The sequence below is a fragment of the Actinospineispora eucalypti genome, assembly GCF_039543365.1.
Classification (GTDB): domain Bacteria; phylum Actinomycetota; class Actinomycetes; order Mycobacteriales; family Pseudonocardiaceae; genus Pseudonocardia; species Pseudonocardia eucalypti.
Genome location: NZ_BAABJP010000052.1, coordinates 259,642 through 276,278 on the forward strand (window position 1 = coordinate 259,642; position 16,637 = coordinate 276,278).

Consider the following 16,637-nt stretch of genomic DNA (forward strand, 5'->3'; position numbering starts at 1 on the left):
TCATGACGCACCCCCGAGGGGCGCGTCGCCGTAGCGCCAGGACCAGTGCGGTGGTCCGCGTGGGGACCACCCGGCCAGCGCTTGCCGGTGGGCCGCGAGGATCGCGCGCACCGTCGGTTCGTCGTGGAAGTGCTGGTAGCCGGGCAGCTCCGGGTTGTCCGGCAGCGGCGCGGAGTGCGGGCCGCCGTAGCCGAAGGCGTCGATCTTGACCGAGCGCAGCACGGCCGGCAGATAGTGCGCCTGCCACCGGGAACCCATGAACCGATCGCCGCTGTAGCGGGTCAGGAGCAACTGCGCGAGGCCTTCCGCGAACCGCTCGTTCTCCACCAGGACGGCGCTGGTGTAGGGGTTCGGCTCCTGGATCAGCGGTGTGGTCCTGCCGGTTGCGAAGGCCGCCAGGGCGAGCGCGTCGTGTGTAGTCCCGGCCGCCTCGCCGTGCGCCACCTGCAGCACGTGCGCCAGCTCGTGCCAGACCAGCTCGAAGATGCCCAGCCGCGCCTCTTGGCGCGGCGTGATCGGGTGGTTGAGCAGCCCGAACGCCTGGCGCAGATGGCCGGCGTTGAACTTGACGTCGGCCCGCGTGAGCAGCATCTCCCAGCCGTCGGCGCCGCGACGCACCTCGCTGGGCCCGTCGTCCGGCGCCCAGTAGCTGTGGGCGCGGATGTGCTCGAGAAGCGCGACCAGGCGGGCGCGGGTGGCCGGGTCGAGGTGGAGCTCGAGCTCGTCGATGAGCGCGGGGAAGAGGTCGATCGCGTCGTGCACGGTCCCCGCGGGTCCGCCCCGGTCGGTGATCCGGTTGGCGATCCGGACGATTGGCCGGTCAGGGTCGGGCTCGAGCGCTCTGCCCCGCTTTCGGGACGCCGGGATCACGACCGGTCCCGCTGGCAGCAGGCGCGCGGTCGGGTCCGCCGGTTCCTGCCACAGCCGGGGGTGCAGCTGTGGCGGCGCGGGATTCTCGTCCGGCCACAGCCGGGGGTGCAGCAGCAGCGCGGCGTCAAGCGTGTCCGCGTCGACGCCGAAGTGGGCGCTCAACCGCCGGCGTGAAGCGCTGCCACCCGGCCGGGTGTCCAGGTGGTCGATCACCGCGACGGCGAGCTCGACCGGGTTACCCAGCGCCGGGCTACCGAGGTCGGACTCGGTCACCAGCTCGCGCAGCCGCTCCGGCGCGGGCAGCACCATCCGTTGAATCCGCTGCTCGGACCAGTCCTCGTGCAGGATGCGAGCCAGCTCCCGCTCGGCCAGTTGGGCGCGTTCCGTTTCGCTGAGCGTGCGCAACCGGGCGAGTGTCAACGGGTCGACGAACACCGCCAGCCGCCCGTCCGGGCCCGGCGCGACGAACATGACCAGCCCGGTGCGCTCCGACCCGAGCCGCCATTCCCGCAGCGCATAACGGCGGTTCAACCCGGTGAGCACATACATCGGCACCCGGTGCCGCGCCCACCGCCCGAGCGGATCGGCCAGCTCGTATTCGGGGTCGCCGGGGCCGAGCGGCTCGGGCCGTTGCTCAACCATCAGCTCGGCGATCGAGGTGCGCGCGGCCGCGTACTGGTGATGCCGTTGCGGCATCGGTCGGCCGGTGGACAGCTCGATCATCACCGCGCCGCCCCGGCGCCGCTGTATCACGTCCGAGATGTCCTCGTAGGTCTTCGCGCCGCGCAGCGGGGAGAGCACCAGGAACACCACGGCGGCGACTCCCACACCGACCAGGACCACGGCGGCGGCCTCGCGCATGCCCATCCAGGTGGCCAGCGCCCCGCCGAACGCCGCGCCGAACGGAGCACCGAAGTTCCCGACCCACCGGTTCGCGGCGAACGCCTGAGACAACAGCTCCGGGGAAACGTTCAGCTGTAGCACGGTGTCCGAGATGGCCTGCCGCACCCGGGTCATCGCCGTCACGGCGGTGAGCCCGCTGGCGGCCATCGCCAACCCGCCCCAGTCGACCGGAGCGAACGGATAGATCGCCAGCGCCACCGGTGCCGCCACCAGCGGCGACACCCACAACACCCGGGACGGGCCGTAACGCTCGGCCAGCGAGTTCGCCCAGCGCGCGGCCAGCCAGCCACCGAGGAACATCACGGTTGCAACCGCACCGACCGACCAGCCGGGCAGTTTCAGCTCGTTCACCAGGTATGGCGTCTGGACGGCGAAGATTGCGCCGAGGAAGAACCGGGCGAAACCATCGAACAGCGCAAGGCCGCGCAGCACGGAGTCACCGAACAGCAGGGAAAGGCCCTTGCGGACCGAGGCTTTTCTCGGCGGCAACGGCGTGTCCGGTGTCTCGATGTCGGTCAGCATCTTGACGTTGACCAGGTAGGACAGCGCATCGAGTCCCTGGGTGGCCGCCGCTGCCTGCACCGGGGTGGTCACCAGGTCGATCGCTCCGACTAGCCCGCCCCCGATCGCGGGGCCCGCGGACTGCGCGGTGGACGAGGCGGTGACCAGCGAGGCGTTCGCGGCCGGAACCTGGCGTGGGCCGACCAGCTCCGGGACGTAGGCACCGGAGGCAACGGCGTAAACGATGAACAGCGCGCCGGTGGCCCCGGCCACCACGTACAGCTGGACCATCGTCGGCCCGCCGAACAGCACCGCGACCGGTACCGAGGCGACCAGCACGAACCGCGCCAGGTCGACCCCGATCATCAGCGGCCGTTTCGGCACCCGCGCCGCGATCCAACCGGCCGGCAGCCCGAACACCACACTCGCCCCATAGGTGAGCGTGGCCAGCAGGCTCACCTCGAACGGGTTGGCACCCATCCCGGTGGCCATCAGCGGCAGCACCACGGTGGACACCGCCGACCCGCCATCGGAGATCGCTTTGCCCCGCCTCAACCGCTGGAAGTCGTGCAGCAGCCGGATGATGTCGTCGGCGTCTTGGTCGTGGTCGAGGCCGTGCTTGTTGGTCCCGTGCGGGTTGCCGCCTCGGTGGAAGAACTCGACGTGCTCGGCCACCCGGTCCCACAGCCCGGCCGCGCGCACCCGCTTGGCCATCGGCTTGAACACCACGAGCAGGTCTTCGTCCGGCCAGTAGATATCGATCATCCGGCGAGGCAGATCCGCCAGGCCCGCCTTCCGCAACAGCTTGCGGACCTTCCGTTTCACCGGTAGCTCGAGCACGTCCGGCGGAGCCCGCGCCTGGTTCGGGTCCTTCCTGGCCTCGCGGACCTTGCCGTGTTCCTTCAGCTCCGGCAGCACGCGCAGAATCCGATCCCGCTCACCCCGCCGCTCGTTGATGATCACCCCGCCGGCGTTCGGGTGCCGCCCGGTGCCACCACCGAGGGCCCGGACGGCCTCGGTCGCATCGGCGATCAGCTGGTGCTGGGTCTCCTCCTCCCCGGTGGCCTTCACCCTGGCGACCATCCCGGTGAGCAGCCCGCGCACCGCCCTCGGCGAGGGCGGACCGGCGCCACGAGTGGTCTCGATGAGCGCGGTCAGCAGCTCGCGCCAGCCCTCGCGGAACCGCTCGGAATAGCGCAGCTCATCGATCAGGTCGCGGTAAGCAAGCACCCGCTGGTCCACTCCGGGGCGGTCCAGGTAGTGGGCGTCGAACCAGGCCGGCACGGGCATCTCGCCCAGCGACTCGGCCACCGCCGAGGGCGTAGCCCCGAACGGCATCTCGGCATCCGGCCCGAACCGGTCGAGCAGGTCGAACAGCAGCTCCAACTGCTGTGCGCGCAGCCCGCCGACGGGCGCGTCCGGGATTTCGGCCAACCCCGCGAACGCCTCGCTCACCCGCGCCCAGAAGTCCGCGTTCGGCTCGAAGCGCGGGTCGGCCGTCAGTTCGCGAGCCCAGTGGATGAACTCCAGCTCGGGGCGTACCCCGGGCATTCCGGCGATCGCGCTCGGGTCCGCCAGCCGTAGCGGCTCGTATGCCGAGCGGGTGACCCGGGTGAGCCATCCGAGGATGGCCAGCACCACCGGCGCCGGGTGGTAGTAGAGGTAGCCGGGTAGGCCGGTGTTCTCGCTGGTGGGGCCGCCGTGCCGGTTCCGCGCGCCGGCGTGCATGGAGTCGGTATGCACCGAACGCATCACGTCGGGCAGGTAACGCCGCTGTGTGGCGGTCAGCTCCGGATGGCGGGCGAGGATGTGCTCGAGCAGCAGCAACATCGCCATACCGTGGGCGAACCGCTCGTCCTCCAGGTGCGCCGCGTTCGTCAGCCCACCCAGTGGAATGGCGAATGCCGAGGACAGCCCGGCCGCGAAGGTGTCGGCACCCAGCCGGCCGCCGAGCGCGACACCGTAGGCCTTCTCCATTACGTGGGTCAGCTTGTGCCACAGCAACAGCCGCAGCCCCAGGTCATGGGCTTCCTCGGCGGTGATCGGATGCCCCAGCCGGGCGAACGCCGCATGGATGTCCTCGGCGAGCAGCCCCGGCATGGTCCGGGAGACCCGGAGCGTCAGCGTGGGCTTCCCCGCCGAGGTGCGGCTGGTGTCGACGGAGCTTTGCAAACCAGCCGACCAGTACGCGTTCGCTTCGACCGAAGGCACGAAGCCCGCCAACTCGGCGCGGGTGCCCCCGTCCAGTGGCAGCCCGGCGACGCGGTTCGGGAAGTCTCGGATCAGCGCGAGGACCCGGGCACCGAGCGGGTCGCTTTCGGTGATCCGCTCGGCCGTTCCGGCCTCGTCGGTGGGCTCGGCCCAGGCGACGATCGGTGCGGGACCGCCGACCGGCTCGGCGGGAACGAACCACACCGCCCCGCCGTCCGGGCTCAGCCGCAGCCTCGGATCGACCGCGATCGCCCGGTCCAGCAGGTTCGCGGCCCTCGGCGAGCCACCGAGCAGGGCGAACAGCCAGAGCACCGGCCGGGCCCGGCCCGGCTGCGCCCTGACGTCCTCGACCAGCGCCGACGCCACCCCGAACCCGAGCTCGAGCGCCGCATCGGCCGACTCGGGCTCACCGGTGGGGGCGTACCGGCGCACCACGGTCTCGACCGCCTCGACCAGCGCGACATCCTCGGCGGAGCGCGGACCGTTGAAGAACACCGAGCGCACGATCTCCTCGGCGTCCTCGTCGTGGGTCAGTCCCAGATGGTTGCGGGCGTACAAGATGCCATGGCGGTGGAAGAACTCGACATGGTGCAGCAACCGCGGCCACAGCCCCGCGGCCGTTATCCGCTCCCGCATTCCCTCGAAGACCACCATCAGGTCGCGGTCGGGCCAGTAGTACTCGAACAACCGGACCGGGAAGTCCGCGAGGTCGGCGTCCCGCAGCAACATCTGGACGGCCTCGTTCACCGGAAGCACCAGGTTCTTCGGCGGCGCCCTCGGTCGCCCCGGGCCCCGCTCCTGCTCGAGCTCCACCCCGTGCTTCGCCAACTTGGGCACCAGGTCGGCGAACCGGTCCAGCTCGCCCTCACGCTCGTTCGCTATCACCGCGCCGTGGTTCCGCTGGCCGGGTGCCGGCAATGCCGTCCAGGCGCGAGAGGCCGGGTCACCCGGCCTTGTCGCCCCCGCGCCCGCCCCGCCCGTGCCCGCGCCCGGGCCACCGGAGCCGCCACCGGTACTGGAGCTACCGCCGGGACCGCCGTCCCCGTCGTACAACGGGGAGGCCGGGATGGCGCGCAGGTCCGTGAGGACCTCCGCCAAGTCGTCCAGAACGTGTTTCCGCAGCGGCTTGGCGGGTGCGGCGAAGGCCTCCGACAAGCGCTCCAGCGCGGCGTCGTAGTCGGGGTCTTGCACCGGTCGCCGCCGCTGGTCCGCCAGCAGGGTCTTGCCGGCGGCGGAGAGCGTGTAGGCGTTCGGCGGCTGACGCCTGATCGGTCCGTGCCGTCGACCCTTGGTCATCACGCCGTGACCGACCAGCACTCGGAGCAACCTGTCCAGCTGGGTACTGCTGAGCCCGGTAATGTCGGTCAGTTCCCGATAGGTGACCCCGATGCCGCCGGTCCCTTCACCCTCGGCAACCACCGACACAACCCCACCCACTCGGAACGGCTCGTCGTCCGGGTCTGGCTGGACGGCGGACCGGGCGTTGCGGGCATCGGCCGCCTCCAGTGCCCTGCGGCCGAAATGGGTCAGCGTGTAGGAGCCCCTGGTAACCCCACCACGCGCCCGGACAAGTTCTCTATCCACCAACTCGGCCAGCTCTGGCCGGAGATCGAACCGCCCGGTGGCTCGCATGAGGTTGCCCAGGTGGATTCCGGCGGAGTAGCCGATCACGCGGAGCACGGTTTCCTGGACCGGGCTCAGCGGGAAGGCAAGCTGGGACAGCGCGGAGTCGAACGAATGGCCGATGGGGAGCCGGCCGAGGGGTTCCAGCGCTTCCCGGTACTCGGCCTCCTCGATCCCGCCGAGGTTCCTCCAATCGCGCAGCACATTCTGGCCGTACCGGGACAGCCGGTAGGTGTTGCGCGCGCCATAGCCCCGGCCAGCCTGCTTGACCGCCAGGCCGAGCCGGACAAGGTACTCGAGGCGCGCCGTCATCTGGCGTACCGAAAGGTCGGTGCGCGGCTGGAGGTCGTAGGCGCTGCTGCCCGATTCGCCGGTCAGGGCGGCGAACAGGTCACCGATCGTTTCGATGGCCGGCCCGTCGATGCCGGGGTTGCCCGAGGCCGGGCCGGTCTCGGTACCGCCGCCCCGGGTTGCGCCGGGCGTAATGGTGACGTCCCACCGCCCGTCCGGGAGGGGGTCGTGCACGCGGACGTCGTGCCCTTCGGCGCGGGCCTCGGCGAGATCGACCGGCCCGAGTGCCTGGCGCGTCCCGCCGGGCAGGGCCTGGGGAACGCCTGGGTTGGCAGGGGGCTCGAGCGGGTGGTAGCCACCGTCGGTCTCGGAACCGACTCTGGCCGCCGACCGTCGAGCGGACGTGAGCCTGCGCGCCACCTCGTCCGGCAGTCGGTCGTTCGCCAGCACGTCGGCCATCCAGAGCAGGCCGACTGCGACCTGCTCGCGCAGGCGCTCGTTCGGCATCGCCGCGAGCAGCGGCTCGCGCAGCGCGAGCGCCTGGGCGAGCAGCGCCAGCACATGTTGCTCGGTGAGCAGCCCGAAGACCTTGCCCTCGAGGTTGATGATCGACCCCGCCTCCGCCGTGCGGTTCCACGGGTGGGCGTCCATGGCCTTGTCGAAGTCGAACTGGGCGGGCGGGGCCTGGGGGTTGGCTGGGTCGACCATCAGGTTGTGCCGCCGGATGCCGTCCCAGTCCCGGATGGTGAGCGCCGCACCGAGCCGCCCCGCGAGGTGGTGCCGCCAGTTCATCCACTGGTCGTGCGTGGGTGCCTCGCCGGGCAGCGCCTGCTGCACCAGGACCACGTCGCCCGCGAACACCACGGGCTTCCCCGTACCCGAGGGCGTCACGTCGTGCGCGGCGACGGCCAACCACGACGCCGGCACTGGCACCCCGAATATCCGCAGGGCCAGCGACGCCACCACCCAGTCCACCAGCCTGTGCCGCTCGCCGGCCGGTGCCTGCTTGATCCATAGAGCGCGATCCGCGCCGTCTCGGACCTGCATCGTCTTCGGCTTGCCGTCAACCTTCCGATCGGATTCGACGATCTCGTCGATTGCCGCGATGTCCAGCATTTCCAGCGGAAGACCAACCAGCGGGCGCGCCGGCGAGGGGCGCGGTCGGTCGAGGCCGAAGAGCAGCCCGACGATGTCGTCGGCGTCGCTGTCGTAGTCGAAGCCGAAGTCGTTAATGCCGGCGCGGTTGCCGGCGCGGTGGAAGAACTCCGCGTTGTGCATCAGCCGCTTCCACAGCCCGGCCGCCCGCACGCGCTCAGCCATCGGCGTGAATACCACGTTCAGGTCTTCTTCGGCCCAGAAGAACCCGACCATGCGCTCCGGGAAGTCCTCGGCGAGTCCTCCCTCTGCCAGCAGCGCACGGACCTCGTCGTTCACCGGCAACTCCAGCACCGCCGGCGGCGCCCTCTCCCGGTTGGCGTCTCTGCGCTGCTGGCGCTCCTCACCGAGTCCCCTCAAGCGGCGCAGCACGTTGACGAACAACGCCCGCTCACCCGGCCGCTCGTCCCTGATCACCCCGCCGGAGTGCGGACCGAACGGGGACACGACCGCGGCCACCGCGATCCCACCGGGGTGGAACAGCACGACCCCGGCGGCCGCCCCCAGCAGCAGCGGGATCCCGAACTCGCCGATCAGCCGCAGCGCCCGCGCCACCGCCGGTTGTCGCGCCAGCCCGGGGAACCAGTGGTGGACCAGCCAGGCGCCGATGAGCAGTACGAAGGCGCCGACCACCGCGGCCTGGCCGAAGGCGAACGCGCCGGCGAATCCGGCGCCCGCCGCCAGCCGGTCCAACCCGACCCGCCCGGCAAGCGCCCGCGCCCGCCCGACCAGCTCGCCGCTGTGCCCGACTCGGCCGACGCTCCACACGCCCGCGCCCAACCTGCCGGCGACCAGCGCCAGCACCACCACGCCGGCGCCCAACGCGATCCGCTCGAGTATGCCGGTCGACAGCAGCCATGGCAGGTCGCCGAGAACCGGGTCCAGCACTTTGCTGACCGCGGTCGCGGCGCCGAAGCCGACGAAGGTCCACACCGAGGCGCGCAGCGCCCGAACCGCCGGGAGGGCGATGGCCAACCGGATGGCCGCCCACGGCAGCGAAATGAACAGGACGACCGCCGCCCACCGGTGCACCTGCGCCGGCCAATCGAGCGCAACCCCGAACGGTGTGGTCGGGAAGGCCGCCATCACCGCCAGCGCCACGCCGGCAACGCGCAACAACCGCACGGTCAGCCGCCCAAGATCGGCTCGGTCCACGAAGCGCGCCACCAGCTCGACGGCGACTGCCGTTGGCGCCATCGCGAGAGCCAGCAGGACGACCCCACCCGGAGCGGCGACATACTCGCTCACCATCACGGTGGGTTTGGCGTATCCGATCCCGACGACGTGCAGCAGCGCTACGCTCACGACCGCGACCTCCAGCAGGACCAAGACCACCCGTCGCTTCGCGGCGCGGTCGAGCCACCGGTTCACGACCGGCAACGCGGCCAGTACGCCCAGCTTCTCGACCTTCACGACGCGGTCGCCGACCCGCTGGTAGCGCTCGGTGAGCTCGAGGATCCGCTCCAGGTTGCCGATCCGGGTCAAACCCGGGTTGTCGATGCGCAGCTCGACTGCTCGGTGGCGGACGAACACCCACCCAACCCGGTATTCACCGATCATCCGGACCACATCACGCGGCCGCAGCAGCACGGCGACCGCGGCGACGGCGGCCAGCGCGCCGATCGCGCCGGCGAGCTGGATCGGCGACCGCCCGCCGAAGTGGTCGCCGGCGGCGCCGAACAGCGGTGAGCTGACCGGGTCGAAGACGTAGAGCAGCATCGAGTACAGGCCCATGACTCGACCCCGCACCGCCGGCTCGACGGACAGCTGCAGGTAGGCGCTGATCCCGGTGGCGTAGAACATCGCCACGAGGCCGGCGACCATCAGGACCAGAGCGGCGGCATGCTCGCTCGGCGCGAACCCGGCGACGACGTGCAGCAAGCCAAGCAGCACCGCCCCGCCGAGCACCGTCCGCAGGTGGGGCTTGCCGTGCCGCAGCGCGCTGAGCACCGCGCCGAGGAGCGTCCCGATCGCGGCCGCGGCCAACAAGGTGCCGTAGTCGGCTCCGTCGCCGCCGAGACCGTGCAACGCCAACAGCGGCACGGTCACCTCGGTGTTCTGCGCGGTGGCGGCCACCACCGCGGCCACCGTGAGCACCGTGAGCACAACTGCGTGACCGCGCACGTAACGCAGCGCCTCGCGAGAGCTGGCGCGGTCGGTCGTCTCGGGCGCGTGCAGCTGGCCGCGGTCCATCAACGCCAGCGCGGTGAGCGGGGCGAGGAAGCTGGCCGCGTTCAGCCAGAACATCGGCGCGATGCCCACAACGCCGACCAACACCGTGGCCAGCGCCGGGCCGGCCAGCAGACCGACGTTGGCGGCGATCGCGGTCAGCCCGATAGCGCGGGCCAGGTGCCGCTTGCCCACCACCGACACCCCGAACACCTGCTGAATCGGCATGTTGATGGCGACCAGCGCGCCGTGCAGGAACGCCAGCACGAATACCGGCCACAGCTCGGTCGTGACGCCGGTCGCCAGCACACCCAGCACCACCGCGACCAACGCCATCCCGGTGTAGGTGATCGACAGCAGCCGACGCTTGTCGAACCGGTCCGCGAACGCCCCACCCACCAGCGACAACACCGCCGGAATGGCGTGGGTGCCGAGCACCAGACCGAACGCGGTTCCGCTCCGCCCCGACAACTCGAACACCAACAGGCCGAACGCGACGTTCTGCATCCCGGAACCGGTGAACGAGATCAACTGGCCGCCAAGCAGCAACCGGGAGTTCCGCACCCCAAGCGGTCCCTTGGCCGCACGTTCGGCCTCCACCCGCGCCCTGGGCGGTGCGTTGCGCCAGATCGCGTAGTGCAGCACGACCAAGACCCCAACGCCGATCGCTCCCAGGGCCACCATCGCGGCCACCGGCACGTCAAATCCACCGATCGGCGAACCCGTCGACGCCCACGCCGGGACGGCGCCGAGCGCCACAAGCACCGGTGCCGCCAGAAGCGCAAGCATGAGGCGACCGATCCAGCCCCCAGGCATCGTGCCCGGCCGATGTCCGCCGGAGCGAGGCCCGCCGGCGTCGGTCGCCGTGCGGCGGGCGATTTCGCGGGCGAGCGGCGCGTATGGCGGTCGGGCGCGCACCCAGGCGGCGAACCGCGACCATTCCCCGGTCTCTCCTCTGACATCATCCACGGAGAGCGGCCGGGTGTATTCCACCGATGCCTCGGCAAGGCCGAGCGCGGCTTGCAGCTCGTCGAGGACAAGCGTGCTGGCGAAGACCCGCAGCTCGTAGGTGTCGGCTGGCTGGGTGTTGATGGCCCGGTACTTGACGGTTCCCACGCCCTGGGCGTAGAGCTTGAGGTTCCGGCGGTCCTTCTCGGTGAACGCGGCATGCTCCGATTCCCGCCGCGCCAGCGCGACCACCGGTTCGCGGTTGCGGTGGATGAACTCCATCCACGCCCACGCGTGCTCCCACGAGCTGAATCCATCCCGGCTGATGTGCACGTGCAGCCCCAGGTCACCGGGGTCGGCGCCGAGTGCGGCGAGTTCGTCGAATATGTCCCAGGGGAAATGCGCCATGGCCCACTCGTAGGACATCGGGTGGGCGACGATTTCGAAGCCGGACGCGATATCGCGATCGCGTTTGAGGTAGACCAGGTCACCGAGCCGGCGTTGTACGAGCTCGGCAGCCTCCCGCACGAGTTCCTTCGGGACGTTGATCTCGAGCTCGAAACCGAGGAACAACGGCCCGGTCCCGCGCATTCGCGGCGCGGGCCGATAGGTGTGGGGCCGGATCAAGAAGACCTGCCGGACGATCTCGTCGGCGTCGTCGCCGCGTTTGGAGCTGAGCGCGTCCAGCAACCGCTGCCACAACCCTCGGGCCTTGACGTGCTCGGCCATCGGCTCGAAGACCACAATCAGGTCGCGCTCGGCCCAGAAGAACCCGACCATCCGCTCCGGGAAGTCCTCGGCGAGGCCACCTTCTTCCAGCAGCTCCCGGACCCGGTAGGTCGACGGCAACTCCAACACCGCCGTCGGTGCCCTCGCCCGGTTCGGGTCGCGCTCCTGCTGACGCACGTGACCAAGCCGCTCCAGGCCCCGCAACACCTCGGCAAACAGCTCGGCCTCACCTTCCCGCTCGTCCTTGATCACCCAGCGAGAGTGTGGGCGGGCGCGGTTGCCGGTCGGGGGCACGGCGACGGCCGCCGCAATCCCGGGGTGGGTGAGCAGGAGCGCAACAGCGACCACGCCGAGCAGCAGCGAGAAGCCGAGCAGCCGTAGCACCCTCGCCACCGCCTGCCGGCCAAGGTCAACTCGCTGACTGCCCGTCTGGCCCATACCGGCCTCACCGGCGCCGGTCCGTGTGCTGCCTGCCCGCGTACCGGCCGCCGGGTCCGCATCCGTAGCACCGGCTTGACTCGCGTCGGTCTGGGCTGGATCGGCTTCCCGGGTGGCGGAGTCGTCGGCGAGGTAGGCGGTTCGTAGTTCGGCGTGGGTGGCCCGCAGGTAGTCGTAGAGGTAGTGGGTCGAGGTGTAGGTGGTGTCGCGGTCCGTGAGCCGGTCGAGTTGGTTGAGCCACAGGCCGGTTTCGATCAGGGTCAGCACGCCGTCGTAGGTGCTGGGTGGGTTATTGCCGTCCGGGCGGGCGTTGCGCAGGGCCGTTCTCACCTCGAACAGGGCGTCCTCGGCGCCGCGCGGCCGGTCCAAACCGGTGAGTAGCCGCGGGGAGAGGCCGTTGGTGGGGTCACGGAGCCCGACAACCGGGAGGACGGCGAGCGTGAGTCGTTCCACGAGGTCGAGCTGTCGCCAGGGGATGTGGTGTGGGAGCCAGTCCGGTGGTTGGTTGAGGAAGGTCCAGTCGCCGGCGAAGCCGGCGCGCCGGGTCGGGTGCCCAGTTTGGCGCCCGGCGGAAACACCGCCGGCGGTCGTGATGGGACGGGTGAGGGCGATGAGCAGCAGCTCGGCCGCCCGTTTGTCGGTGAGGCTCCAGTCGCCAGGGTCCAGCCGGGCCAGCCTGGTGAGCATGTCGTAGGCGCGTGCCCAGGACTCGGCGGTGCCAAGGGATTCGCGGCTGGCGTCGGTGAGCCAGCGCAGTTCGTTGAGCACGGCGAACAGCTCGTCCGCCGTGGCGAGCCGGTCAACCCAGTCCTCGCCCACCTCACTCGCGTGGGCGGTGATGTCCCGCAGATCGCGCCCAAGAGCGTCGAGCGAGGGACTCGAGATGTTCGCCTGCCGGGTGGCGCCCTGCACGCGCAGGTACACGGCCCAGATCGCGTCGCGCTGATCGCCGCCGATCTGTTCGAGTCGGTCTTCGTCGGTCGGTGGCGGGCCGCGCCGGTTGATCGCCCACCTGCCGAGCACCACGAACAACACACCGGCCACGACCAGCGCCCCGACCGCCATCGCCACGACCCGACCATCGGTCGGCCACCGGCCCAGCCAGTCGTGCGCGGTGATCTGAACATCGGCCGCGGATACCGGGGTGAGCAGACCGAAGCGCCACGCATTCGCGTTGAACAGCAGCGTTGGGATCGTGGCGGTTACCACGGCGATGATCACCCACGCGGTGGTCCGGGCAGCTCGGGTCGTGCCGGTCCCGATGGCGAGCAGGGCAACGGAGACGACCGCGTAGCCAGAGGCCAGTCCCAGACCCAGCGGGACCGCGGCCAGCGAGTGCAGCGCGATCGGCAGGAAGACCAGCCCTGGGCCGATGATGTGTCCGGCCCGCTTGGCCGACTCCCGCCACTCGGGATGGGACCACCGCTCGCCGATCGCGAACAGCGCCATACCGGCCAGCCCGACCGCGACGATGTGCACCACGAACAACGTGCTGGAGTCCCCGAAGTCGAATATCTCCGAGCCGCCACCCGCAGCCAGCTCGGCATGGTGCCAGAGCGCGCCGCCGTTGTGCGGCATCGGCAGTGCGCCGACGGTCGCCGCGATCCGCCCGAACAGGGCGCCACCGCGAGGCAATCCCGGACTCGTGCGGGCCGTGCCGGCGGTGCCCGGCATTCCTTGGGCTCGTTCGGCCGTTTCCACGGCGGCGATGGCTCGAAGCACCGCGAGCACCACTTCACGGTGCAGTTCCGCGCGGGTCAGGTCGACGTGATGGGCGCCGCTCTCGCCCCGGGGGGTCAGTTTCTCGATGGGGACGTCGGCGATATCCCGCTCGCCGAGGTAATCCGCTCGGAATTCGCTCAGCGGGATCCAGTCGCCGGCGCCTTCCCAGGAAACCTCCAGGCCAGTTGCCTGGCCTGCCCTCTCCGGCGGGAGTCCGCCGAAGAGAGTCGCCAACCGCTCTCGTTCTCGATAGAGCTTGAACTTGTTCGCGCGGGACTTGACGGCCACATATCTCACCAGGCCGAACTCGTCAAAGAAGAGATAGTCGAATTCGGCTACTTCTGCCACGGGCTCGCCCGAGCCGGTCACCATCCGCACTCGTACGTTCTTGAGCACGAACTCGTTGTTGCTGTTCGCCAGCCGCTCCATGACGGGGCGAGCCAGCTCCTCCAAAGTGAATCCGATGATCTTCTTCATCCAGCGGGCGTGAACGATGTCGCCCGGCGCGGCGGCTACCTCCCGGCGGATTCGTGGATCTCTCAGCGGGTTGCTGTAGCGTTCGACGACCTCGCCGACGGCACGGACCTGGTTCGTGCCTAGCCGGCTGCTCTGGGCCGGCAGAAGTCGGTAGGAGCCCGGCTTGGCGTCGGTCAGGTCCGGCAACGGGGCATATTGGCCGACCAGCGAATCCGGCCAACCCGGGCGCTGGACTCGAAGGGTCTCGTGCCACAGCACGGCTTGCAGCGCGTCCTCGGGCAGCGAGCCGTACATCCCGGTGTCGAGGTAGATCCAGCCGAGGTGGCGGTAGTGCCAGACCCCGCGAGGGCCGCCGATCGCGGTGACCCGTTCGGGCAGGTCGTCCACCAGCAACAGCCCGGCGACACCGGCCAGTTCGTCCTCGCCGGCCCGCATGTGCTCGGCGAGGGCGCCTCGCGGCAGCACCGCCCGCGCGTTGGCCGGGGTGAGCAGACCCATCAGCCCGATCGTTTCGCCGCCGTGGAACAGCGTCGCGCCGACGGCCGCGCCAACGAGCAGCGGGAACCCGATCTTGCCTGCCAGCAGGAGCGCCGCCGCCACGACCGGCCGCCCGGCGAGCTTCGGGGCGAACCGCTTGACCAGCGCCGCGACAACCAAGAGCCCGAACGGGGCGAGGGCCGCCAGCTGGCCCAGCTCGTGCATGCCGACAAGCCCGAGCGCGGCTATTGCCCAGCGGTCCAGCCCAGCCATCAGCGGCGGCGGCCCCCGCGCGGTCCAGCCCTTGCCTTCCCCGCTTATCAACGCCACGCCCCGGGCTGACCAACGCGACGCCGCCACTGCCAGCAGTGCTCCGACCACGACCACGACGAACAGCCCCGCATCGCCATGTGAAGCGCCGCCGGCCTGGGTCGAGCCGGTTTCCTCGGCCCGCGCCGGCTTCGCGGTGGCGGCGGTCAGCGCCGAGGCGCCGGCAAGGCCGACACCGATGACCACGGCGCCGCCACCGAGCAACCCCGGACCCGCGCCGGGCTCACGCAGGCGCACAACGAAAACGCCGGGTGCTGTCTGGTCGAGTTCCAGGACCGACGGCCGGCTGTCGACGGCATCGACCAGGTCGAGGAGGTCGGCGCGCAGCAACCAAGCCAACCGGTCCAGCGGCGCCGTGCGATCCCGCTGGCGCGCCAGCACCGCGATCAGCCGGTCGGCCAGCCCTCGCCCGTTCGCCGGATCCAACCGGTCGTGCTCGTCGGCGACGGCGGTGCGCAGCTCGTCGGCGATCGCCGAGATACGGCCCGCCTCGGGGTGCTCTCGGTGGCCGGCCACCAACCTGTCGGCCGTGTCGATCAGCAGCGCGGCGTCATACAACACCTGCAGAAGCCGTTCGGGCGTGGTGGGTCGCCCGGGTCCGAGCAGCACGGTGACCGTGAGCAGCACCTCGTTCGCCCGCGCGACGTCCTCGAAGGCGGCTCCGGTGTCGGGGGTGCCGGTACGCAGCTCGAGCAGTAGCGTCCGCTTGAACTCGGCGAGCCGTATCTGGCGCCCCCGCACCTCCTCGCGCAGCCGCCGTAGCACGCGCAGAGCGTCGTCCGCCCACACCAGCGGATCAGCCCCGGGCGCCGGCCCGAACCTGTCGGCCACGCCGGCGATGCGCTCGAGCATGTCGAGCACCACCGGGTCGACCCCATCGGTCAGTTCCGCCAGCCGCTGGCCCAGCTCTCCGGTCACCACGTACCTGGTCTGTGTTTCGGCGGCGATCTCGACCCAGAGCTGCAGGTCCCAGAGCAGCGCGTTCCACAGCAGCGTATCCAGCTCGCCGGCGGCCGGCCCCGGCGCCTCGGCCAGCCAACGCCTGAAGAGGGCTTCGACCTCGGGCAGTACCGTGCGCAGCCGCTCCAGCTCCACCCGGTCCGGCGCCGCCTCCTGGCTCACGGTGATTGCCTCTACCAGCGTCGCCACCACCTGGGCCATCAGGATGAAGTGGTCGACGCGCAGCTGGCGGAGCCGGGTCAACAGGATCGGTCGGTCCACCGAGGCGCCGTGGAGCTCCGAGTCGTCGAATCCGACGGTGTGGAACAGCAACACATGGTCGGCCACGCCCGCCCAGAAGGCCCGGACATCGGCGCGCACCCACTCGGCTTCCTCGCTGGGCAGCACCGCCTCGGCGAGCGCGATGATGCCGAGGGTCTCGGTGACCAGCGGCTCCGGGACGACCGGGTACCCGTTCCGCGCGCCGTCCGGCGCCCAGGTGATGGCAACCAGGCCGGTGACCGCAGTCGCGAGGTCCCTCCCGACCGGCAGGACCTCGAGCCCTGGCGGCAGCACGGCGCGCTCGGCCCCGGTCGGTTCCCTGGGGTCGGCCCGGGTGAACAGGAACGCCAGCCGATCCGCCCGATCCGGACCCCACGGCACCTCGGCCAGCACTGGCGCGCGCCGGGCGATCTCCCGGTGCAGCCATGCGATCAGCAGGTCGTTGTCGTGGTCGTGATCGGGGCCGGTGTGCTCGTCCCTGGCAATGTGGAACCGCCACTCGTGGTGCAGGAACGCCACCCACCAGCCCCGGAACTCCGAGTTCAGCCCGACCAGCCGGTCGACCAGCTCGA

General features: G+C 70.9%; 1 protein-coding gene (running past one end of the window). It reads right to left on the reverse strand.

The window, feature by feature from the left end; all coding sequences use genetic code 11:
• Positions 1–16,637: the 3' end of an MFS transporter gene (locus ABEB12_RS35950; protein WP_345703441.1), read on the reverse strand. Its footprint extends 44,872 nt past the window's final position; the window shows 16,637 of its 61,509 coding nt (coding positions 44,873–61,509); its start codon lies off the right edge, out of view; its stop codon occupies positions 1–3.